The following is a 20,026-nucleotide window of genomic DNA, read 5'->3' as shown; positions in this document are numbered from 1 at the left end:
TTTTCCGCTCAGCCCTTCACCGCACCGGTCAGTACGCCCTTGGCGAAATGCCGCTGCAGGAACGGATAGACCACCAGGATCGGCACGATCGAGACGACCAGAATGGCCATCTGGATCGACGCCTGGGGCGGCAGCCGCTCGGTGCCCAGCTCGGCGCTGCCCAGCTGGGTGTCGTTGATGACGTACGTGCGTAGTACCAGTTGCAACGGCCACAGCTTGCTGTCGTTCAGGTACAGCAGCGCGGAGAAGAACGCGTTCCAGTAGCTCACCGCGTAGAACAGGCCGATCACCGAGAGCACCGCCTTCGACAGTGGCAGCACGATGTACCCGAACGTCTTCAGCTCGCCGGCCCCGTCGATCCGGGCGCTCTCGGTCAGCTCGCCCGGCAGGTTGGCGAAGAACGCACGCAGTACGACCACGTTGAACGCGCTGACCATCGTCGGCACGATCAGCGCCCAGAGGCTGTCCAGCAGCCCGGCCCCCTTCACCACCAGGTACGTCGGGATGATGCCAGGCGAGAACAGCATGCTGAACAGCACGACGAGCAGGATCGGGCGTCCCGCGGTGAATCCCGGCCGGGCCAGCGCGTATGCCAGCAGGGCGGAGACCGTGAGGCTGAGCAAAGTACCGACGACCGTGACGAAGATGCTCACGAACAGCGCCTGGGTGACCACGCCACCGGAGAACAACGACCGGTACGCCCCGAAGTCGACCGAATGCGGGAACAGCACCAGCCCGCCCGACTCGTTGACCTGCTTGTTCGGCGCGATGCTGGTCGAGATCACCGCCACGAACGGCACGATCACCGCTGCGCAGAACACCAGCAACACCAGCCCCTTGAACCCCCGCATCGGCCACGACGGCATCTCGACGCCGTTCACGATCCGCCGGCTCATCTGCTGTACACCCCTTGCTCTCCGAAGATGTGCGCGACCTTGTTGGCTGCCAGGACCAGGACGACGCCGACGATGCCCTTCACCAGGCCGACCGCGGCGGCCACGCCCCAGGCGCCGCCGATGACGCCGTTGTTGTAGACGTAGGTGTCGAGTACTTCGCTGACGTCGCGGCCGACCGCGGCCTGCTGCAGGATGATCTGCTCGAAGCCGACGGTCAGTGAGTCGCCGAGGCGCAGGATGAAGAGCAGGATGATGATGCCGCGAAGGCCCGGCATGGTGACGTGCCAGAGCTGCTTCAGCCGGCCGGCTCCGTCGACGCTCGCCGCCTCGTAGAGCTGCGAGTCGATCTGGGAGAGCGCGGCCAGGAACAGGATCGCCGCCCAGCCGGTGTCCTTCCAGATGATCTGCGAGGTCAGCAGGACGTGGAAGAGCTCGGAGTTGCCGATGATGTCGAGCGTGGCGAGGTCGTGGGATCTGAGGTAGTTGTTCAGCAGGCCGCTGCCGCCGAGCATCTGCTGGAACAGGGCGACCACGATCACCCAGGACATGAAGTGGGGGAGGTACAGGATGCTCTGGGCGATCCGCTTGATCCGCTCGGAGAACAGCGAGTTGAGCAGCAGGGCCAGGGCGATCGGCGCGGGGAACACGAAGATCGACTGCAGGCTGGTCAGGATCAGGGTGTTCTTCAGCGCGTCGAGGAAGGCCGGGTCGCCGGTGAAGATGACCGAGAAGTTCTGCCAGCCGGCCCAGTCGCTGCCGCCGATGCCGAGGAACGGCTGGTAGTCCTTGAACGCGATCACGTTGCCGAGCAGCGGAACGTAGTGGAAGGCAACGATCAACGCCGTACCGGGCAAGGCGAACAGCAACAGCACCCGATCCCGCAGCAACCGCCGGCCGAGCGACAGTTGCTGCGCGGGTGGAGATTTGGTTGCCTTCAGCATCTAGCGCCCTGCCGCGTCGGCGAAGGCCTGCTCGAGCTCGGTCCGCATCGCGTCGCCGCCGGAGGACTTCCAGGTCTTGACCGCCGCGGTCCAGTCCGTGACCGGTTTCTTGCCCTGGACGATCTGGTTCTCCAGGTCGGTCAGCATCTTCGCGAGTTGCGTCTGCTTCTTCGACTGGGTGTCGGAGTACAGGCCGTACGACGCGTCGTAGGTGAGCCGTGGCGCGACCTTCGCCTGGATCGCGTGCTGCTTCTGCGGCACGTCGGGCTTGCCCGCCCAGTAGAGCGCGAGCGTGGAGTCGCTGATGTACTGCAGGCCGATCCCCGTCTCGACCGAGCCGATCTTGGTCGGTACCGGATCAGTCCCCGTGAGTGCGTAGTGACGGCCCGCCACGCCGTACTTGCGGAACAAGTACTCCTCCGTGCCGAACGGCGCCGCCATCCAGTTGGCCACCTTGAGCAGCGTCTCGACCGAGTGCTTGCTGTTCTTGCTGAACGCGGTGAGATTGTTCAGCGCCGACCCCATCCAGGGTGCGCCCAGGCCGCCGTCGAAGCCGGGGACGTCGAGCATGTTCACCGAGAACGCGTCGCCGGCCGAGTTGTCGGCGTAGTACTGGTTCCAGGCGACGAAGCTGTCGTAGTCGAACGCGGCCGTCCCGCCGTTGAACCACTGCTTGCGGGCGGTCGCCTTGTCGTTGAACGCGTCCGGGTTGATCACCCCTGCGGCGACCATCTTCCGGCCGGCCTCCAGCGCCTCGGCCTGCGCCTCGTGCTCGTACATCGAGGTGAACTTGCCGCCGTCCTCCTTCCAGACGTTGGGCACGCCGAGCATCTGCCGGATGGTCGACAGCGGCACCCGGGTCCAGGCCCACTTGTTCTGCTTGGCCGCCGTCATCTCCTTGGCCAGGTCGAAGAACTCCTCGAAGTTCTTCGGTGCTGGGTCCTTGATGCCCTTGGCGGCGAGCAGGTCCGCGCGATACAGCGGTAGCGAGGTCCGCGACATCCCCCGCGGGACCGGTACGCCGTAGATGCCGCCGTTGAAGACGCAGCCCTTCCAGTACTCGCTCGGGATGTTCGCCAGGAACGGGTACTTCGAGATCGCGTCGCCGGACAGGTGCTCGGTGAGGTCGATGCACTTCGCCTTCACCAGGCCGGGGATCTGCACGGTGTCGATCGGGATGTTGAGCAGATCGGGCAGGTCGCCGCCGGCGATCCGGGTGGCGAACTTGTCCTTGTACTCGTCGTTGGACGCCATGCTGATCTGCAGCTCCGAGCCGAGTCGCTCGTTGAGTGCCTGCCAGAAGGCGTTCTTGTCCATCGCCGGCGGGATGGCGCCGGGGATGTTGGTCATGAAGGTGATCGGCTGCCCGTCGCCCGGCTTGTCGGTGATCGTCTTCAGGGGATGGGCCGGGTACCTGAGGAAGCCGTCGAGCACCAGGTCCGTGCCCGGCAGGTCGGGCTTCACGCCGGTGAAGCGCGTGTAGGTGGGGAGTTTGACGGCGAGGTTGGCGGCCGCCTGGTTCTTCTTGTCGGCCGCGCAGCCGCTGATCAGCGGGGTGCCGGTGACCGCGACCGCCGCCGCGGCCAGGCCGCCACCGAGGAACGTTCTTCTGCTGAGCTGCATGGGGCCTCACTTCAGGGGAGCGATTGTGGCTGCGGCCTCACAGTGACATAGTACGTCCTATGTCTTCAAGAGTCGGCGATCCCGAAATCGTCTTCGACCCGGGTGAGAGCCGGTATCACACGTACCGGATTCCGGCGGTAATCGCTGCCGGTGGGGCGTTGCTGGCGTTTTGTGAGGGGCGGCTGCACTCTTCGGCGGATGCGGGCGAGATCGAGGTCGTCCTATGTCGGTCGGTGGATGGGGGTCGGACGTGGTCGGTGGAGCAGGTGGTTTCGGCGGCCGCGGGGAAGACCTGTGGGAATCCGGTGCCGGTGGTCGACCCGTCGAGCGGTGACATCGTGCTGGTCACTTGCCAGAACGGGGCCGATGCGGTTGAGAGCTCGGTGGCCCGGGGTGTGGATGCTGAGGACGGGCGTCGGGTGTTCGTGCAGCGCAGTGCGGATCTTGGGGTGACGTGGAGTTCGCCGGTGGAGATCACGGCTTCGGTGAAGGCCGCGGAGTGGGGCTGGTATGCGACCGGGCCGTGCCACGGAGTTGCCTTGGGCAACGGGCGGTGGGCTGGGCGGATCGTAGTACCGGCGAATCATTCGGTGGTGCCTACCGGACCTGATGGCGGGCATTGCATCTTCAGTGATGACGGTGGGTTCTCGTGGGCCTGCGGGTTCGTCGATCGCAACGACGGTGATGAGATCAATGCGAACGAGACCGCCGTGGTGGAGCTGGGCGATGGACGGCTCTACTTCAACGCTCGTAACCATCGTGGGACCGGGCCGGCCCGGGTGCACGCGTGGTCGTCGGACGGCGGGCTCACGCTTGGTGCGCCGTACGCCGGGATCGCTGGAGTTACGGCACCGGGGATCCAGGGGAGTGTGCTGCGGGCCGGCGATCGGTTGCTGATGTCGACGCCGGTGGATCCGGTCGTGCGGCGCGAGTTGACCGTCTTCGTCAGTGACGACTCGGGCGCGAGTTGGCGGCCGGGGGTTGTGGTTCACCAGGGGATGTCCGGGTACTCCGATCTCGTCGCGCTGCCTGGCGATCGGGTCGGGATTCTTTACGAGGCGGGGGAGACGTCGTCCTTCGCCACTGTGCGGTTCGCAAGCTTCGATTGGAGATCTTTGTGACCACCACCGCCCAGAAGCTCACCGGGGTCGTACCCCCACTCGTCACGCCGCTGACTTCTTCGTACGACGTCGATACCGCCTCGCTCGCCTCGCTGGTCGCACATCAGCTCGACGGTGGCGTGAGGGGTGTCTTCGTCCTCGGTACGTCGGGGGAGGGGACCTTCCTGACCGACGAGCAGCGGCAGACCGTGCTGGAGACCGTCGTCTCGGAGGTGGCGGGGCAGGTACCGGTACTTGCCGGCGCGATCGACACGTCGACGGCGCGGGCGGGGGCGCATGTGTCGGCGGCGCTGAAGGCGGGGGTGGATGGGATTGTTGCCACGGCCCCCTTTTATGCGGCGACGCATCCGGCGGAGATCGAGCGGCACTTCGTCCGGCTGGCGTCGATTGCTGGGGCGGTGCCGCTTTATGCGTACGACATTCCGTCTCGTCTGGCCGGGACCAAGCTGCCTGCGGCCTTGCTGATCGAGCTCGGGCGGCAGGGGGTGCTCGCCGGGGTGAAGGACTCGAGTGGGCAGGAGACGAGTCTGCGTCGGTTGGTGCTGGATCGGGCTGATGCCGGGCTTGATGAGTTTGTGGTGATGACCGGGTCCGAGCTGACCGTGGACTCGGCGTTGGGGTTCGGGGTGGACGGCGTCGTACCGGGGTTGGGGAATGTGGATCCGGCTGGGTACGTACGGATCTTCGATGCGGTGGCCGCGGGGGATCTTGCGGTCGCGCGGCGCGAGCAGGATCGGCTCTTCCGGTTGTTCGAGATCGTCGACGTGGCGGACCGGGGGCGGATGGGGTTGAGCTCGTCGGCGCTCGGTGCTTTCAAGGCGGCGCTGTTCCTGCTCGGGGTGATCGCGTGCCCGCTGACGGCGTACCCGTCGATCCCGCTCGACCCGGATGAGATCACCTCGGTTGGCAGGCTGCTGGAACGGGCCGGGTTACGGTGACTGCGTGAACCAGTCCTTCATCCGCGACCAGATGAAGTCGTTCATCCTCGAACGCGGCCTCCAGGCGGGCGACCCGCTGCCCAACGAGCAAGAACTGATGGCGCAGCTAGGCGTCGGCCGCCACCCCCTCCGCGAGGCGATCAAAGCCCTGCAAGCAGTAGGCATCATCGAGATCCGCCACGGCCACGGCACCTACGTGGGCCAGGTGACCCTGCAGTCCCTCGAGGACGGCCTCGCCTTCCGCATGTCCCAATCCATGACCGGCGACCTGCAAGACGTCCGCAACGTCCTGGAAGTCCGCCAGGCCCTCGAGGTCGGCCTGGCCGCCGAGGTGGTGGCCCACTACTCCACCACCGACACCTCTCGCCTGGAAGCCTTGGTCTCCGCCATGGAGTCCAAAGCAGCCGCCGGCGAATACTTCCCGAAGGAAGACTGGGCCTTTCACGAAGCCCTCTACAAACCCCTCGGCAACGCCCTGATCATCGACTTCCTCAGCGTCTTCTGGCGCACCTTCGCCGACGTGGACCCCCGCCTCCCCGGCCCCCGCTACACCCCCACCGACGCCGCCGGCTGGCACCGAGACCTCCTGACCACGTTGAGATCCGGCACCCCAGACCTCTTCGCCCACTCCATGAAGTCCCACTTCACCGGCATCCACACCCGGCTCGGCGAATGACCCTCCGAGGCTGACCCCCGAGCAGGGGCTGCTTGGGGAGGCTTTTACCCCCGTACGAGCCTAAAAACCGCCCCACCCCCCGGCGAAAGTTCTCCCCAGACTTCGCGAGTCCATCAGGACCTGATCGGGTAGCCGTTCTGGAAAGCGAGTCGATCGTCGGCGCCATCCGCGATCCGAGTGAGGAAGTCGTCCAGCGCCAGGAACGCCTGCCAGCTCTCGCCGCAGGTCACCGCCACCAGTCGCTCGACCAGCAACTGCTCCAGGTCGACGACTCGCTTCGCTTTCCAGACCTTGTCGGCGAGGCTGACGAGCAGGTCCTCCAGTACGACGCCTGCGGCGGTCCAGCTCCCGTGGGTCGCCGCGAACCGGGCGAGCCTCGGCTCGACTCCACTGCGCAGCAGAAGCTGTTCACCGGCGGGCTCGTGGAGTTTGCCGGGGCCGGACAGCTCCTCGGGGTGGACGATCTTGCCGATGTCGTGAGTCGCCGCGCCGAACAGGACTGCCTCGCGGTCGAAGTACAGGCCGGGGTACGCCGTTGCCAGCCAATCGCTCAGCTGAATGGCGACGTCGTGGACCAGGCGTAGGTGGGCGGCCAGCCTTGGTGGGGCGTTGTCGGCAAGCAACAACTCCGCCGCTGCGGGTGGTAGTTCCGGCAGCGGCGGGTCGGTCAGCGCGTTCGATAGCACCGCGGTCAGGCGAAGAGGTTTTCGGCGTCGACGATGGTGTAGGCGTAGCCCTGTTCGGCCAGGAAGCGTTGGCGGTGGGCGGCGAATTCCGCGTCTACCGTGTCGCGGGCGACTATGGAGTAGAAGCGGGCTGTGCGGCCGTCGCCCTTGGGGCGGAGGACTCGGCCCAGGCGCTGGGCTTCTTCCTGGCGGGAGCCGAAGGTGCCGGAGACCTGGACGGCTACCGAGGCTTCGGGGAGGTCGATGGAGAAGTTGGCTACCTTGCTGACTACCAGGCGGTCGATCTCGCCGGTGCGGAAGGCCTGGAAGAGGCGTTGACGTTCTTTGACCGTGGTTTCGCCTTTGATCACGGGGCATTCCAGGCGTTCGCCCAGTTCGTCCAGCTGGTCTATGTACTGGCCGATCACCAGCATGGGTTCGCCCTTGTGGTGGTCGGCGATGCGGCGGACCAGGCGGGACTTGGCTGGGGTTGAAGCGGCCAGGCGGTAGCGGTCTTCGGGTTCGGCGGTGGCGTAGACGAAGCGTTCGGTTTGCTCGAGGTCTACTCGTACTTCCACACAGTCGGCGGGGGCGATCCAGCCCTGCGCTTCGATGTCCTTCCAGGGGGCGTCGTAGCGCTTCGGGCCGATCAGGGAGAAGACGTCGCCTTCGCGGCCGTCCTCGCGGACCAGGGTTGCGGTCAGGCCGATCCGGCGGCGGGTCTGCAGATCGGCGGTCATCCGGAAGATCGGGGCGGGGAGCAGGTGCACCTCGTCGTACACGATCAGGCCCCAGTCGCGGGCGTCGAGCAGCTCCAGGTGGGTGTAGACGCCCTTTCGCCGGGTCGTCATCACCTGGTACGTCGCGATCGTCACCGGACGGATCTCCTTGCGCGCACCGGAGTACTCGCCGATCTCGTCCTCGGTCAGCGTGGTGCGCTTGAGCAGCTCGTCCTTCCACTGCCGCGCCGAGACCGTGTTGGTCACCAGGATCAGCGTGGTCGCCGACGCCTGCGCCATCGCGGCCGCGCCGACGATCGTCTTGCCGGCGCCACAGGGCAGCACGACCACCCCGGAGCCGCCGTGCCAGAACGCGTCGGTCGCCTGCTGCTGGTACGGACGGAGGTCCCACCCGTCTTTGACCAGGTCAATCTTGTGCGCCTCGCCGTCGACGTACCCGGCGAGGTCCTCGGCCGGCCAGCCGATCTTCAGCAGCGTCTGCTTGAGGTGCCCGCGCTCGGACGGGTGCACCGCGACCGTGTCGTCGTCGATGCGCTCGCCGATCATCGGCTTGATCTTGGCGGAGCGCAGCACCTCCTCCAGTACCGGCCGGTCCGTCGTGACGAGGACCAGCCCGTGCTGCGGGTGCTTCTCCAGCCGGAGCCGCCCGTACCTGTCCAGTGTCTCCGCGATGTCGACCAGGAGCGAGTGGGGGACCGGGTACCGGCTGTAGCGCAGCAGTACGTCGATCACCTGCTCGGCGTCGTGTCCGGCCGCCCGGGCGTTCCACAGGCCCAGCGGCGTCAGCCGGTAGGTGTGCACGTGCTCCGGCGCGCGCTCCAGCTCTGCGAAGGGTGCGATCGCCTTCCGGCAGTCGGTCGCCTCCGGATGGGCGGTCTCCAGCAACAACGTCTTGTCGGACTGAACAATCAACGGCCCGTCAGTCACTACAGCTTCTCCCGTCACCGGCAACAGGTGGAACACTCCACCCGACCCTCCATTGTGCCTCGTCCCGCCAAACAGCCCGCTCAGCTGCTCTGATCGCGGTAGCAGACCGTGCGGCCGTTCAGCGGCTGCATCATCCGGCTGTCGCCGCCCGGGAAGCGCAGCCGGAGGTTGTGCAGCGACGCTGCCTGGATGGACAGGTGACTCCTGAGGATCAGCCAGGACACCGGCTCGCTGTACGGCGGTGTGGTCAGGGAGCCCTCGTAGCGGAAGGTCGAGAGGTCATCCGGCAATGAGGTCGCCAATGCGGCTTGCGGGACGTATACCTCCGGCCCGCTCTCCTCCGGCACTACGCCAAGCACCTGGTCCTGCACGGTCCCGCCCTTGCCGCCGGGCGTGAGGAACAACCCGATGACGAGCGCCTCACCGCCAGGCCCGCTGTGCACGAAGTGCTGCTCCAGCGGGAACTGCCGGCCGTCCAGCCGATGTTCGGAGAAGGTATGGAAGTGGAAGTTGACCAGGTCGTACCGCACCGCGCCGAGCATCACCCAAGCTGCGCCGGCCGGGATCGGGGCGAGCACTGTCCGGCCGCTGCCTTCGTACCGGAGGGACAGGTCGAGTGTGGACGGGTAGTGGACCCGCAGGGCAGGCAGGCCCGGGATGTTCACCGCATGGATGCTGTGGATATTGATCGGGCTCTGCGGCACGGCTGAAAGGTAGCCGACCCGAAGGCAGGTCCACGGCACGGCCCAGCCCGCCGGAGCAGGCCGGGCCGTAGTGGCTCAGTGCTGCGACCGGTACTTGACCGTGCGGCCGTTGAGCGGCTGGACCGGGCGGCTGTCCCCGTCCGGGAAGCGGGTCTGGAAGTGGTGGAGCGACGACGGCAGGATCGCCCGGTGGCTCTTCAGGACCAGCCAGGAGATGTGCTCGGTGTACGGCGAGGTGGTCAGCGACCCGTCGTACCGGAAGGTGGACAGGTCGGTCGGCAAGGCAGTCGCCAGGTTGAGGTGAGGGAGGTGCACCTCGTCACCGCACTCGGTCGGCACAGTGGTGAGCACCTTGTCCTGCAGAGTGCCTCCGGCCCCGCCGGTCGTGATGAACAGCCCGATGACGAGCTTCTCGCCATTAGGCCCGGAGTGCACGAAATGCTGCTCCAACGGGAACTGCCGGCCGTCCACCCGGTGCTCGGAGAAGGTGTGGAAGTGGAAGTTGACCAGGTCGTACCGGACTCCGCCGAGGGTCACCCAGGCCGCGCCGGTCGGGATCTCGGCGAGCACGGTCTCCTCTGCGGTGCGTGACTCGCAGCCGCCGGGCTGGCCCTTGTCCTTGCTCTCGTACCGGATCGACAGGTCGAGCGCGGCCGGATAGTGGATATGTACGGCGGGCAGCTCAGGGCTGTGCACCGCGTGAAGGGTGTTGATGTTGATCGGGCTCTGCTGCGGGAGCTGCGCCGAGGCGGTCGACAGCAGGCCGGGGGTCGCTGCGGTTGCGGCGGTCGCGGCGGCTCCGAACAAGACGGCGCGACGGGATACGGAAACTGACACGGATGAACTCCGAATTCGGGCGGGAACAAGGGGTCGAACGACAGGTGCCTCATACACCTGTCGCAGAAGGTAGCTGACCCGTCACTTCCCCTTCGTGCGGGTTCCGGATAATTCGATGTCTCCGGAAACCGGTTCGTGGGAAGGTGCTGGGATGGCCGTCCTGAGTCTGACGCGCGCCGAAGCCGAGGAACGCGCCCGGCTACTGACCATCCAGCGGTACGACGTCGCCGTCGACCTCACCGACCTGCCCACCGGCACCCGCGTCGTCTGTACGTCGACGATCGCGTTCAGCTGCCACGAGCCGGGCGCGACGACGTTCGCCGACTGTGTCGCGGAGATCGAGAGCGCGACCCTCAACGGGGTCGCGCTGCCGGGTGCTGTCGACGGGCGGATCGTGTTGAGCGGGCTCGCCGCCGACAACGTGCTCGAAGTGACGACCGTGATCGCCGACAGCACGGCGGCGCAGGGCGTTCGCAAGGCGGTCGATCCGGCGGACGGGCGAGTCTACTTCTGGACCGACCTTCCCCCCGATGTCACCCGCTACGTATGGGCCTGTTTCGACCAGCCCGACCTCAAGGCTCCGCATGCCTTCACGGTCACCGCGCCGGCCGAGTGGCTCGTGCTGACCAACTCCGGCGACCCGGCGGTCGAGTCGGCGGGGGAGGCGCGCCGGTGGACTTTCCCGCCGACCCCGCCGCTGTCGACGTACAACCTGGTGATCAACGCCGGCCCGTACTACGAGTTGCGTCGCGAAGGTGCCGGGCATGATCTCGGACTGTTCGCCCGGCAGTCGCTGGCACCGATCCTGGATCGTGACGCGGAGGAGCTCTTCACGCTCACCACGCAGGGGCACGAGTTCTTCGCCGAGGTCTTCGGGATGCCGTTCCCGCAGCGGAAGTACGACCAGGTCTTCGCTCCGGAGTTCGCCGGGGCGATGGAGAACTACGGGTGCATCACGTGGATGGACTGGTTCCTGCGGCGCAGTACGCCGACCAAGGCCGAGTGGGATCTGTTCTCGCGGTATCTGCTGCATGAGCTCGCGCACCAGTGGTTCGGGAACATCGTCACGATGCGCTGGTGGGACGACCTGTGGCTGAACGAGGCGTTCGCCGAGTTCGCCAGTAACTGGGCGGCGGTCAGGGTGACCTCGTACTCCGACGCGTGGGCCGCTCACCTGGCCGGCGAGAAGCTCAAGGCCTACCTGGTCGACCAGGGGCCCACCACACACCCGATCCGCCAGCCCGTCAACGACGTAGCCGAAGGCGCCGCCACCTTCGACGCCATCACCTACCCGAAAGGCGCGTCGGTCCTCCAGCAACTGATGACCTACGTAGGCGAAACCGCCTTCTCCCAAGGCCTGACCAAGTACTTCGCCGAACACGCCTGGTCCAACGCCACCCTCGAAGACCTCATCACAGCCATAGCCGGCGAGACAGACCGCGACCTGACCCGCTGGAGCGCGGGCTGGCTGGACGAAGCGGGCACCGACCGCCTAACGCTGGAGCAAGACGACGACGCCTGGACATTGGTTGCCGAGGGCCCCAATGGTGAACCCCGCCCACAGGTGCTCGCAGTCGGCGTCTACCAGCGCGGGCCGGGGGCGCTCGAGCGCATTGCACTTGTTGAGGTTGAGGTGACCGGTCGGCGCACACCCCTTGAACTACCTGCTGGAGCTGACCTCTACCTCGTCAACGATGAGGACCTGACCTTCGCCTCCACTCGCCCGGATGCGAACACTCGGGACGGCTTCTTCGAGGATGCTGCTGGGTTGCCGACGCCGTTGTCGCGGGCTGTTGCGGTCGCCACTGCCTGGGACATGCTGATCACCGGGGAAGCAACCGCCGGCGAAGCCGTTCGGTGCTTGACCGGCGTGGTGACGGTGGAGACGTCTGAGTCGCTCATCGAGCCGCATCTCAACAGGGCCGTCGATGTGGCTCTGCTGTGGAGCCCGGAGTCGGTGCGTGACGAGCTTGCGGCCGAGGTGGCGGCCAGCTGCCGTGCCCTCGCCGCCAACCCGCGCCTTCGTAAGGTCGCGCTTCGGGGATTTGCCAGGACTGCGGCCGATCTGGACAGCGTCGCCTGGCTTCAGAGTGAGGCGGGGGATGACGTCGACCTGCAGTGGCGGGCGTTGATCCGCAAGGCTCAGCTCAAAGCCGACACCACCGCCGAGGTGAGGGCTCTGTTGGCCAGGGACCAAGACCCTGAGGCTTGGGTCAGTGAGCTGACGGTCCGCGCCGCGATCCCCGAGCACGACGAGAAGCAGGCGGTTTGGGAGCGGCTGGTCACTGAGCAGGATGTTCCGCTTGGCTCGTTGCATCAGGTGACGGCGGCATTCTGGAGCCCGGGGCAGGACGAGCTGCTGAAGCCGTTCGTCGCCAAGTTCCTCGAGCTCGTCCCCGAGATCAGCACCTGGGGCCAGATGGCTGCGACGACCTACACCCGCACACTCATCCCGGTCTTCGGAGTCGGCGAAGGCTTCGCCGAGAAGATCCAAGCGCTGGCAGCGGACGCCGAGCCGGTGGTCAGGGCCAATCTTCTGGAGAAGACCGACCTGCTGACCCGCATGCTCCGGGCCCGCGCCTGACGCCTACTTCTCGACCGGCCGGGCATTGGCGATCCGGTGCAACGCGTACGTGCGCGGCTGATCGGCGTCTTCGTCGTACGCCGTGAGCCACCCGTCCGCCACCCGCACCGGCTCGACGATCCGCTCGGCCGGCGTCCCGTTGTGGTCGACGTACGAGATCCAGGTCCGCGTATGCGCCTCAGCCGCCTCGCTCAGCACGCTGATCGTCTCGGCCGGCGCCGTCGTATCGCCCGACGTGTGCTCGGCCGGCCGCTCAGCAGCGACCCGATCACCCGAGCGGACCTTCTCGATGACCGCCTTGACCTGGTCCTCGGTCAGCTCCATCGCGTTGTCGGCGAAGTCCCGGCTGGTACGCCGACGTGGCGGCTCACCCCGCCGATGCCCAGCCGTCGTGACGTGCACAACCCCGTCGAACGTCTCACCCAGCGGAGCCAGCCCAGCGTCGCGCAACCGCGCCAGCACCAGATCAGGCGCCGACGGCGACACCACCACAGTCGGCGCAAGCCGCCGGAAGCGAATACCCGGCAGGTTGGCGCTCAGCAGCCCAGTCAGCACGTTCTCGTCATCACACCGCAAGTACGTCGACGCAGCGCCGATCCGCAGCACCCCATGCCGCCGCGCCACATCATCGATCAGGTACGTCAACGGCTGCGGCACAGGTGTACGCGAGTGCTCGGCCAACCACTTGTGCAACTGATCACTGGTCTTCCCAAGATCGAAGGCCCGTCGCACTGAACTCTCACTGAAGCGATAGACCCCACCGCCCCCATGCGACTCCATGTCAGCCATGGAAGCCAATTCATCCTGTACTTCGCGCACGAGCGGCCCCGGCGCGACAGCAGTCAGGTCAGCCTGCAGCAGTACCTCAGAGACCGGCTCCGGCACCAGCGGCTGGATAGCAGCCGCCAACTCATCAATGGTCGGCTCATCCTTCAGGAGCACCGCAGAGTGCGACGCAAGCGTGCCCAGCCCAGTCAACCCGAGCAGAGCCGCCTCAGTGATAGTCCACTCGACCAGGTCATCCCGGAACTGCCCACCCCGTCGCGGCCGATGCCACGCGACCCAAGTGACCACGGACTCGACCGCAGGCGCAGTACCTGAGGGTGCCTCCGACAAAGCCTGCAAAGTGAGCAGCCGGATCTCCGGAGCGAGCAACCGCTCCAGATCGGGCGCCAACGCATTCACCAACCGCTCACGAGCAGCAGCAGTCGCACCGCCGCTGTCCCGTCGACCGATGAGCCCGATCGCCCGCAGCCCGGTGAACCACGCGTGGACCAGCACGGCCCAGCGGTGTGCGGTGTCGAGCTCCAGCCAGTCGTCGTATGCGCCGGTAGGCAACCACATCTCGCTGTTGCCGACCTCAACAGCCGCAAGGAGCCCTGCGGAGTACGCGATCTCTAGGACGGCTCCAGCAGCCGACTCCTCGGCGCCGATCTTGGTGGCGAGGGTGCGGAGCTCACGGACACCGATGCCGCCAGTACGGAGTACCGGGGGAGGTTCTGTGCCTAGCTGCTCAAGCGTGCGGTCTACCTGGCGTACGAGATCCAGTGCGGCTCCGGCAGCGGCACGGTCGGCTATGGCGTTCGATACGGGCTTGCCGTCGAGCGGGGGAGGGGTAGGCCGCGTGGAGGCCAGCACCCGGCCGCCACGCAGGTGGAGGCCGATCTGCCGGGGCAGCACGACAGTGGTCGCGTCCTTCGGTACTACGAGCCCGCGCGCAAGCAGTTGCTCGATCGGAGACCGGGCAGACGCGATCGTCACCGGGCGCTCGGCCTTCTCGACCGTGCCGGTGGGCGGGCCCCAGGTGAGCTTGTCGAGCACCTCACGGGCTTCCGGGCCGGCGTCCTCGATCAGCTGGTCGAGATTGCCGAAGTGCCGGGTCGTGAGCGGTCCGAGCCCGGCCGGTGTCGGCCCGAGGAGCTCGTGCACGGCCCTGATCGGGCGCAGATCGTCTTCGGTACCCCAGACCAGCGCGAGCGCGAGCAGCTCGGTCACTCGCGGCTGAACCACCTCGACCGGCTGGTCGACGCCCTTGGCCAATGCCTCGACGTCCACCGGCTCGGTGAGCGCGGACAGCGCCTCCAGCAGATCGACGCTGAACTCGTCGAGCCGGTTGATCGCCCGGGCCGCGGAGGCGTTGGTGGTCGCCCGGGCCGCGAGCTGGCCGGTGTCGGCCGGAATAGGTGTTGCCAGGTCGGGCCGGTGCCGGAGCAGCTGGCCGAGGGCAAGGTCGTCCCAGCCGCGCAGTGCCTCGGCGAGGGTACGGGGGCGGGTCCGCTCGGTGTTGCTCATCCCTCCAACGGTATGCCCATTACCCCAACCCGAACGATTCGCGGCCCAACTCTTGTCGCTATTCAGCAGGTTGGGCGGGTTCAGCGGCGCCCGCGTGGCCGATCCGGCGGAAGCCGACCCGTTCGTAGACCGACGCGATCGTGTCGCTGCCGGCGGAGAGCAGGACGAGGTCCACCCCGTTGTCGAAGGCGTGCTCGACCAGGCAGCTGGTGATCGCGGCGCCCAGGCCCTGGCGGCGCATCGCCGGGAGGGTGGCCACGCCGACGACCTCGCTGGCGTCGCCGACCGGCTGGTGAATGCCGGAGGCGACGAGTCCCTGGTCGCCGTAGACGCCGGCCGTGACGGAGAATCCAGCCTCAGCCCGCTCGACCAGGGCAGCGGTCTTTTCGTCAGTGGCCGAGGCGGCGCTGGCGTCCCGCGCCTCGATCCCGCCTTCGCCGATCGCCGTCCCGGGTGTACCGAAGCCCACGTCAGCCACCGCGCGCGCCTGCCGCAGCAGGTCGGCAGAGGCCGGCAGGATCTCGCACCGCAGCGAGGTCGTGACCGGCGTGAAGTCACCCCGCTCGAGCACGAGCAGCGGGTACGAAGTCACCTCGAGCCCAGCCTCGGCAGCAGCCGGACCCAGTGAGGGGCACGTCTCGACCACCCACTCGAGGTTGAACGGCAACCCGAGTTCCGCACAACGAGCCCGCAGATCCTCGAGGTCGGCGACGGTGACGGTCGCACCCGACCCGGGCACCGGGCGAGCGTAGTACGGCCAGCTCGTGGTCGACCGGAACAAGGTGAACGGCCCAACGTCCAGCGCCTCGGCGCCGGACAGCGGAGCGGCGTGCAGGTAGTCGTCGACTCTCGAGAGATAGCTCATCACCGCGCAGTGAAGCAGCCCGCCAGGTCCGCCGACAACCGAATATGTCGAGCGAGCCGCGGCCGCTCCGACGTCACCGGTATGGACACCACACGCTCAGCAGACGGTACGACGATCGCCTACGACCGCTCCGGCTCCGGTACGCCGGTGATCCTGGTCAACGGAGCACTCTCCACCCGCAGCGGCGCCCATCCCTTGGCCGAGGCGCTCGCGTCGAACTTCACCGTCATCACCTACGACCGCCGGGGCCGCGGCGACAGCAGCGACACCAGCCCGTACGCCGTCGCGCGCGAAATCCAGGACCTCGGCGCACTCATCGACGCGGTCGGCGGAAGCGCAGCCGTCTACGGCCACTCCTCCGGCGCCGCGCTCGTCGCCATGGCCGCCAGCAGCCTCCCGGTCACCCGGGCCGTGCTGCACGAGCCGCCCTACGGGCCCGACGACGAGGAGTCGCAGCAGCAGTCCGACCAGGCCGGAGCCGCTGTGCTGCAGCTGCTCGCGGAAGGTCGCCGGACCGATGCAGTCGCGACGTTTCTCACGATGGCGGGCATGCCGTCGGAGGACGCTACCGAATACGCGAAAACCCCCGGCATGGCCGAGGTCGCGCACACGCTCGCCTATGACTTCGCCGTCATGGACCACCCCGCGAAGGGCGGCATCGTGCCGGTCAGCCTGCTCGGGACCATCCACCAGCCGACGCTCGTCGTCGCCGGGTCGGCGAGTCCCCCGTTCATGACCGAGGCAGCGCGATCCGCCGCCAAGACGCTTCCGAACGGGAGGCTCGTCGAGCTCGACGGGCAGCATCACGTAGTACCGGCAGAGGTGCTGGCGCCGGTACTCACCGAGTTTCTCAGTCGGCGATGATCTCGATCGAGACGCGGTCGGGGTAGAAGGCGACGTGGTCGCGGATGTCGGCGACGGCGTCGTAGGGGTTCTCGTAGGTCCAGACGGCGTTCACGGTCTGCTCGCCGCCGGGCACGATGCTGAAGTAGTTGGCGTCGCCCTTGTAGGGGCAGTAGGTCTCGTTGTCGGTCCGCTGCAACAGCGTCATGTCGACGTCCTTGCGCGGGATGTACTGCGCGGCCGGGTAGTTGGCCTCCTGCAGTGACAGCGCGTCACGGCTGTCCGCGATCACCTGACCGGCGACCTTCACGACGACCCGGTCCGGGTTCTTCTCGACCGTGATCGGGTGGTCGGGACCGGGGATCTTGACGGGCTTGTCAGACATGGCTCAGCTCCAAAGGGCGTGCGGCATCTACTTCAAGCGTCAACCACCCCTGGCCCCAGGGCATTCCGTCAGATCGGCAGCAGTTTGACGACCAGGCAGGGCCCGCCGTCGAAGGTGCCGCCGTCGATGCCGAGCGCCAGCCCGTCGGCGTACAGCAGCGGACCGGTCAGGTAGGCCGGGTCGATGCCGAGCTGGTCGGCCACGATGCTGTGCCCGTGTACGATCCGGCGGCCGCCGAGCCGGTCGAGCAGTTCGGCCGCGACCACCGGGCCGGCCTCGCCGCGGAACGCGTACCGCGACGTCATCCGGCGCCAGATCTCCCACCAGACGGTGATCTCGTCGCTGTGCAGCTCGGCCCGGACGTTCGCGTTGATCTCGTCGATCGAGTCACCCCAGTCGAGGTACTCCTCGGTGTCGGAGTGCATCAGCAGGTGATCGGCGTCCAGCCCGAGCATCGGCTGGTCCAGCAGCCAGGCGACGTCGTCGTCGGTGAGCAGCTCCTGGTCACGGTCCTGGCCGCCGTTCAGCGCCCAGCTGCGCTCGAAGCTGCGGGACGTGATGCCCTCGTGCGGTACGAACGTGTCGCCGAACTTGCGCATCCCTAGCGCGAGGATCTCGTGGTTGCCGAGCAGCACCCGGACCTCGCCCTGGCCCGCCTCGGCCTGCGCCACCAGTCGGCGGACCAGCGCCAGTACGCCGACGCCGTCCGGCCCGCGGTCGAAGAAGTCGCCCAGGAACCACAGCCGCACGTCCTGGTTCGACCAGTTGCCCTCGGCGTCGATCAGCCCGGCCTCCTGGAGCGCCGCGGCGAGCTTGTCCGGGTGGCCATGGATGTCGCTGACCGCATACACAGCGGTCACGCGGGGCTCACCCCCGCAGCGTCAGCACGATCAGTACGACGTTGAGGGCCGTGACGGCGGTTGCTACCAGGCATGCCAGGAGAGTAGTCGGCAACCGGTTGACAAGCTCACCCATGACGCGCCGGGAAGCCGTGAGACGTACCAAAGGCCACAGCGCGCACGGGATGCCGAAGCTCAGCACGACCTGCGAGACGACCAGCGCCCGGCTGGGGTCGATCCCGATCGCCAGGATGATCAGCGCCGGGGCGAGCGTGATGAGCCGCCGCGTCGCCAGCGGCACGTGCCGCTTCCAGAACCCCTCGAGGATGACCGACCCCGCGTACGTACCGACCGAGGACGATGCGAAGCCCGACGCGAGGAGTGCGAGCGCGAACAACAGCGCCGCCGTATGACCGAGCCGATCGCCGATCGCGGCGTGGGCGGCGTCGAGCGAGTCGGCCCCGGTGCCCTTCAGCGCAGCGGCCGCGAGCACGACCATCGCCAGGTTGACCGCGCCGGCCAGCGCCATCGCGACCGCGACGTCCATCCGGGTGGCGCGCAGCACCCGTTGCCTGCCCTTCGCGGACCGGATCGACTTCCAGTGCCGGTCCGTGACGAGGGCCCCGTGCAACCAGATCGCGTGCGGCATCACCGTCGCGCCGAGCATGCCGGCGGCGAGCACGATCGACTGGGTGCCGTCCAGGCGCGGTACCAGACCGCCCACCACGCCCGACGCGGACGGATGCGACTGGAACGTCGACACCACGAACCCGACCAGTACCACCGCCAGCAACCCGACGATCGCCGCCTCGAACGGCCGCTGCCCGCGCTTCGACTGATAGATCAGCAAGGCGAACGAGACCGCGCCGGTGATCACGCCACCCAGCAGCAGCGGGATCCCGAACAGCAGGTTGAGCGCGATCGCGCCGCCGACCACCTCGGCCAGGTCGGTCGCGACCGCCACCAGCTCGGCCTGCGCCCACAACCCGGACGAGGTGGATCGCTTGAAGTGCTCCCGGCACAGCTGCGGCAGGGTCCGGCCGGTCGCGATGCTCGCCTTGGCCGCCAGGTACTGCACCAGGACGGCCATCAGGTTCGCGCCGACCACGACCCAGCAGAGCAGATACCCGTACGTCGCGCCCGCGGCGATGTTCGTCGCGAAGTTGCCCGGATCGACGTACGCGACCGCCGCCACGAAGGCGGGACCGAGCAGCAACAGACCCGAACGATTCAGTTGTCGCCTGAGCGGAGCCGGTGCGTACATGGCTCGACCTTAGGTACCGGACCCCGTTCCGTCATCTGCGCAAGCGTAGGAGAGTCGTCTCAATCTGAGACGGCCGCGATCAGGCCCCGGTCTTGGGGGCGCCGAGCACCTTGATCGCCTTGGCCGCTGCGTCGCCGAGCGCGCCGTCCAGGACATCGGGGGTGTCGAAGCTCATCGCGAGCACGACATCGCCGATCCCGGTGAAGCCGAACAGCACCTCGCCGCCGTCCAGCGGCCCGCCGTCGGCCACGAACCGGCCGCCGACCGGGCCGGTGCCTGCCTTGGGTACAGAGATCTCGCTGACCTCGACCGTCGAGCTGCCGGTGCCGGGGACGGTCAGTTTGGCCGACTTGCAGGACCTGATCGCCGCCCTGGTGCGGTTCAGCAGCGCGGTGGCGGCGGCGGGTGAGCCCATCGCGTCCAGCTCTTCGTCGAAGAACGGGCCCTGCTGGCCGCCGGTGAACGAGCGGGTCGCGACGACCTTCGCGCCGGGCGGGGTCTTGGCGTTGAAGAGCAGGACGAGGTCCTTGCACCGGGCATCGGTCGACGACAGCTTGGTGTCGTCCGCCTCGTCGGGGGAGTTGTCGATCGAGAAGCCCGACGGGAGATCCGGCAGCTCCAGGAGTGCCTTGGTCAGCTCCGCCTTGGTCCGCGCCGCGGGCACCGGGGCCGACTGAGTGACCGAGGGGGTCGTCGGCGCCGGGGTGGTGCTCGGCGGCGGGGTCGAGGACGACGTGCTGGTGCTCGGCGACGTCGCGGCCTTGTCCGAGCTGCCGTTGCAGGCTGCGAGTGTCGTCGCAAGCCCGGCGGCGAGGACGAGGGACAGGAAGGATCGGCTGTTCACCATGGGTGGAACCTTTCGGGTCGGGACGTGACGAAACGATTG

Annotated in this window: 18 protein-coding genes; 5 read left to right on the top strand and 13 right to left on the bottom strand. The window is 67.6% G+C overall.

Annotation, left to right across the window (positions count from 1 at the left end; translation table 11 throughout):
- Positions 1–8 precede the first annotated feature (8 nt).
- The 3 genes from ABD116_RS33635 to ABD116_RS33625 are packed head-to-tail and all read right to left on the bottom strand — an operon-like array spanning position 9 to position 3,460.
- A complete protein-coding gene (locus ABD116_RS33635) occupies positions 9–896 on the bottom strand; it encodes a carbohydrate ABC transporter permease (RefSeq protein WP_343979835.1) in 888 nt (295 codons plus the stop codon).
- Entirely contained in the window at positions 893–1,837 is a 945-nt protein-coding gene (locus ABD116_RS33630; protein WP_343979832.1) for an ABC transporter permease, read from the bottom strand. Before ABD116_RS33630 ends, ABD116_RS33635 begins: the two co-directional genes overlap by 4 nt.
- Positions 1,838–3,460 (bottom strand): extracellular solute-binding protein, encoded by a 1,623-nt coding sequence (locus ABD116_RS33625; RefSeq protein ID WP_343979829.1) that lies wholly within the window; start codon positions 3,458–3,460, stop codon positions 1,838–1,840. It abuts the gene before it with no gap.
- Positions 3,461–3,519: 59 nt separating this feature from the next.
- Here ABD116_RS33625 and ABD116_RS33620 point away from each other — a divergent pair, with 59 nt between their 5' ends.
- From ABD116_RS33620 to ABD116_RS33610, 3 genes are read left to right on the top strand one after another with little or no spacing between them, the layout of a single operon-like run.
- On the top strand, positions 3,520–4,581 hold the full coding sequence (locus ABD116_RS33620; RefSeq protein WP_343979826.1) for a sialidase family protein: 1,062 nt from the start codon (positions 3,520–3,522) through the stop codon (positions 4,579–4,581).
- Positions 4,578–5,519: a dihydrodipicolinate synthase family protein gene (locus tag ABD116_RS33615; protein ID WP_343979823.1), complete on the top strand. Its 942-nt coding sequence runs from the start codon at positions 4,578–4,580 to the stop codon at positions 5,517–5,519. The genes ABD116_RS33620 and ABD116_RS33615 overlap by 4 nt, the downstream gene beginning before the upstream one ends.
- A 4-nt stretch (positions 5,520–5,523) precedes the next feature.
- Positions 5,524–6,195, top strand: coding sequence for a FadR/GntR family transcriptional regulator (locus ABD116_RS33610; RefSeq protein WP_343979820.1), 672 nt, complete (start codon positions 5,524–5,526; stop codon positions 6,193–6,195).
- Between the two features lie 113 nt (positions 6,196–6,308).
- Here the strand turns inward: ABD116_RS33610 and ABD116_RS33605 are convergent, their stop codons facing one another.
- The 4 genes from ABD116_RS33605 to ABD116_RS33590 form a co-directional block, all read right to left on the bottom strand.
- Positions 6,309–6,881, bottom strand: a complete 573-nt coding sequence (locus ABD116_RS33605; RefSeq protein WP_343979818.1) for an HD domain-containing protein — start codon at positions 6,879–6,881, stop codon at positions 6,309–6,311.
- A gap of 5 nt (positions 6,882–6,886) precedes the next feature.
- Positions 6,887–8,527, bottom strand: coding sequence for a DNA repair helicase XPB (locus ABD116_RS33600; protein ID WP_343979815.1), 1,641 nt, complete (start codon positions 8,525–8,527; stop codon positions 6,887–6,889).
- 80 nt (positions 8,528–8,607) lie between these two features.
- Positions 8,608–9,231: a carbonic anhydrase family protein gene (locus ABD116_RS33595; protein ID WP_343979812.1), complete on the bottom strand. Its 624-nt coding sequence runs from the start codon at positions 9,229–9,231 to the stop codon at positions 8,608–8,610.
- 75 nt (positions 9,232–9,306) lie between these two features.
- A complete protein-coding gene (locus tag ABD116_RS33590) occupies positions 9,307–10,068 on the bottom strand; it encodes a carbonic anhydrase family protein (protein ID WP_343979809.1) in 762 nt (253 codons plus the stop codon).
- Between the two features lie 151 nt (positions 10,069–10,219).
- Between ABD116_RS33590 and pepN the strand changes: the two genes are divergently transcribed.
- The gene (gene pepN / locus ABD116_RS33585) at positions 10,220–12,652 is read left to right on the top strand and encodes an aminopeptidase N (RefSeq protein WP_343979806.1); all 2,433 of its coding nucleotides are present in this window, start codon (positions 10,220–10,222) and stop codon (positions 12,650–12,652) included.
- A gap of 3 nt (positions 12,653–12,655) precedes the next feature.
- On the opposite strand, the gene ABD116_RS33580 is transcribed toward pepN, so the two are convergent.
- Together ABD116_RS33580 and ABD116_RS33575 are read right to left on the bottom strand one after the other, a co-directional pair.
- Positions 12,656–14,944 carry a helicase-associated domain-containing protein gene (locus ABD116_RS33580; RefSeq protein WP_343979804.1) on the bottom strand — a complete coding sequence of 763 codons (2,289 nt, stop codon included), beginning with the start codon at positions 14,942–14,944 and terminating at the stop codon, positions 12,656–12,658.
- A 58-nt stretch (positions 14,945–15,002) separates the two neighbouring features.
- On the bottom strand, positions 15,003–15,809 hold the full coding sequence (locus ABD116_RS33575) for a GNAT family N-acetyltransferase (RefSeq protein WP_343979801.1): 807 nt from the start codon (positions 15,807–15,809) through the stop codon (positions 15,003–15,005).
- A gap of 81 nt (positions 15,810–15,890) precedes the next feature.
- Here ABD116_RS33575 and ABD116_RS33570 point away from each other — a divergent pair, with 81 nt between their 5' ends.
- A complete protein-coding gene (locus tag ABD116_RS33570; protein WP_343979798.1) occupies positions 15,891–16,673 on the top strand; it encodes an alpha/beta fold hydrolase in 783 nt (260 codons plus the stop codon).
- Here ABD116_RS33570 and ABD116_RS33565 read toward each other — a convergent pair.
- The 4 genes from ABD116_RS33565 to ABD116_RS33550 form a co-directional block, all read right to left on the bottom strand.
- Complete coding sequence (locus tag ABD116_RS33565; protein ID WP_343979795.1) at positions 16,660–17,037, bottom strand: DUF427 domain-containing protein; 378 nt, start codon at positions 17,035–17,037, stop codon at positions 16,660–16,662. The two genes, ABD116_RS33570 and ABD116_RS33565, sit on opposite strands and share 14 nt — an antisense overlap.
- Positions 17,038–17,105: 68 nt before the next feature.
- On the bottom strand, positions 17,106–17,897 hold the full coding sequence (locus ABD116_RS33560; protein WP_343979793.1) for a metallophosphoesterase: 792 nt from the start codon (positions 17,895–17,897) through the stop codon (positions 17,106–17,108).
- Positions 17,898–17,904: 7 nt separating this feature from the next.
- Positions 17,905–19,140: an Nramp family divalent metal transporter gene (locus tag ABD116_RS33555; RefSeq protein WP_343979791.1), complete on the bottom strand. Its 1,236-nt coding sequence runs from the start codon at positions 19,138–19,140 to the stop codon at positions 17,905–17,907.
- A 79-nt stretch (positions 19,141–19,219) separates the two neighbouring features.
- The gene (locus ABD116_RS33550; protein ID WP_343979788.1) at positions 19,220–19,987 is read right to left on the bottom strand and encodes a hypothetical protein; all 768 of its coding nucleotides are present in this window, start codon (positions 19,985–19,987) and stop codon (positions 19,220–19,222) included.
- Positions 19,988–20,026: the final 39 nt, after the last annotated feature.

Origin of the sequence: Kribbella koreensis (assembly GCF_039525325.1) — a bacterium.
Classification (GTDB): domain Bacteria; phylum Actinomycetota; class Actinomycetes; order Propionibacteriales; family Kribbellaceae; genus Kribbella; species Kribbella koreensis.
Note: the sequence above shows the minus strand (reverse complement) of the source record. Positions and strands in the feature narration are given on the sequence as shown.

What these genes read in the sequence shown, in the direction of transcription:
- ABD116_RS33635 (WP_343979835.1), bottom strand. Translation starts at nt 896, where the DNA reads ATGAGCCGGCGGATCGTGAACGGCGTCGAGATGCCGTCGTGGCCGATG.
- ABD116_RS33630 (WP_343979832.1), bottom strand. Translation starts at nt 1,837, where the DNA reads ATGCTGAAGGCAACCAAATCTCCACCCGCGCAGCAACTGTCGCTCGGC.
- ABD116_RS33625 (WP_343979829.1), bottom strand. Translation starts at nt 3,460, where the DNA reads ATGCAGCTCAGCAGAAGAACGTTCCTCGGTGGCGGCCTGGCCGCGGCG.
- ABD116_RS33620 (WP_343979826.1), top strand. Translation starts at nt 3,520, where the DNA reads ATGTCTTCAAGAGTCGGCGATCCCGAAATCGTCTTCGACCCGGGTGAG.
- pepN (WP_343979806.1), top strand. Translation starts at nt 10,220, where the DNA reads ATGGCCGTCCTGAGTCTGACGCGCGCCGAAGCCGAGGAACGCGCCCGG.
- ABD116_RS33580 (WP_343979804.1), bottom strand. Translation starts at nt 14,944, where the DNA reads ATGAGCAACACCGAGCGGACCCGCCCCCGTACCCTCGCCGAGGCACTG.
- ABD116_RS33575 (WP_343979801.1), bottom strand. Translation starts at nt 15,809, where the DNA reads ATGAGCTATCTCTCGAGAGTCGACGACTACCTGCACGCCGCTCCGCTG.
- ABD116_RS33570 (WP_343979798.1), top strand. Translation starts at nt 15,891, where the DNA reads ATGGACACCACACGCTCAGCAGACGGTACGACGATCGCCTACGACCGC.
- ABD116_RS33565 (WP_343979795.1), bottom strand. Translation starts at nt 17,037, where the DNA reads ATGTCTGACAAGCCCGTCAAGATCCCCGGTCCCGACCACCCGATCACG.
- ABD116_RS33555 (WP_343979791.1), bottom strand. Translation starts at nt 19,140, where the DNA reads ATGTACGCACCGGCTCCGCTCAGGCGACAACTGAATCGTTCGGGTCTG.
- ABD116_RS33550 (WP_343979788.1), bottom strand. Translation starts at nt 19,987, where the DNA reads ATGGTGAACAGCCGATCCTTCCTGTCCCTCGTCCTCGCCGCCGGGCTT.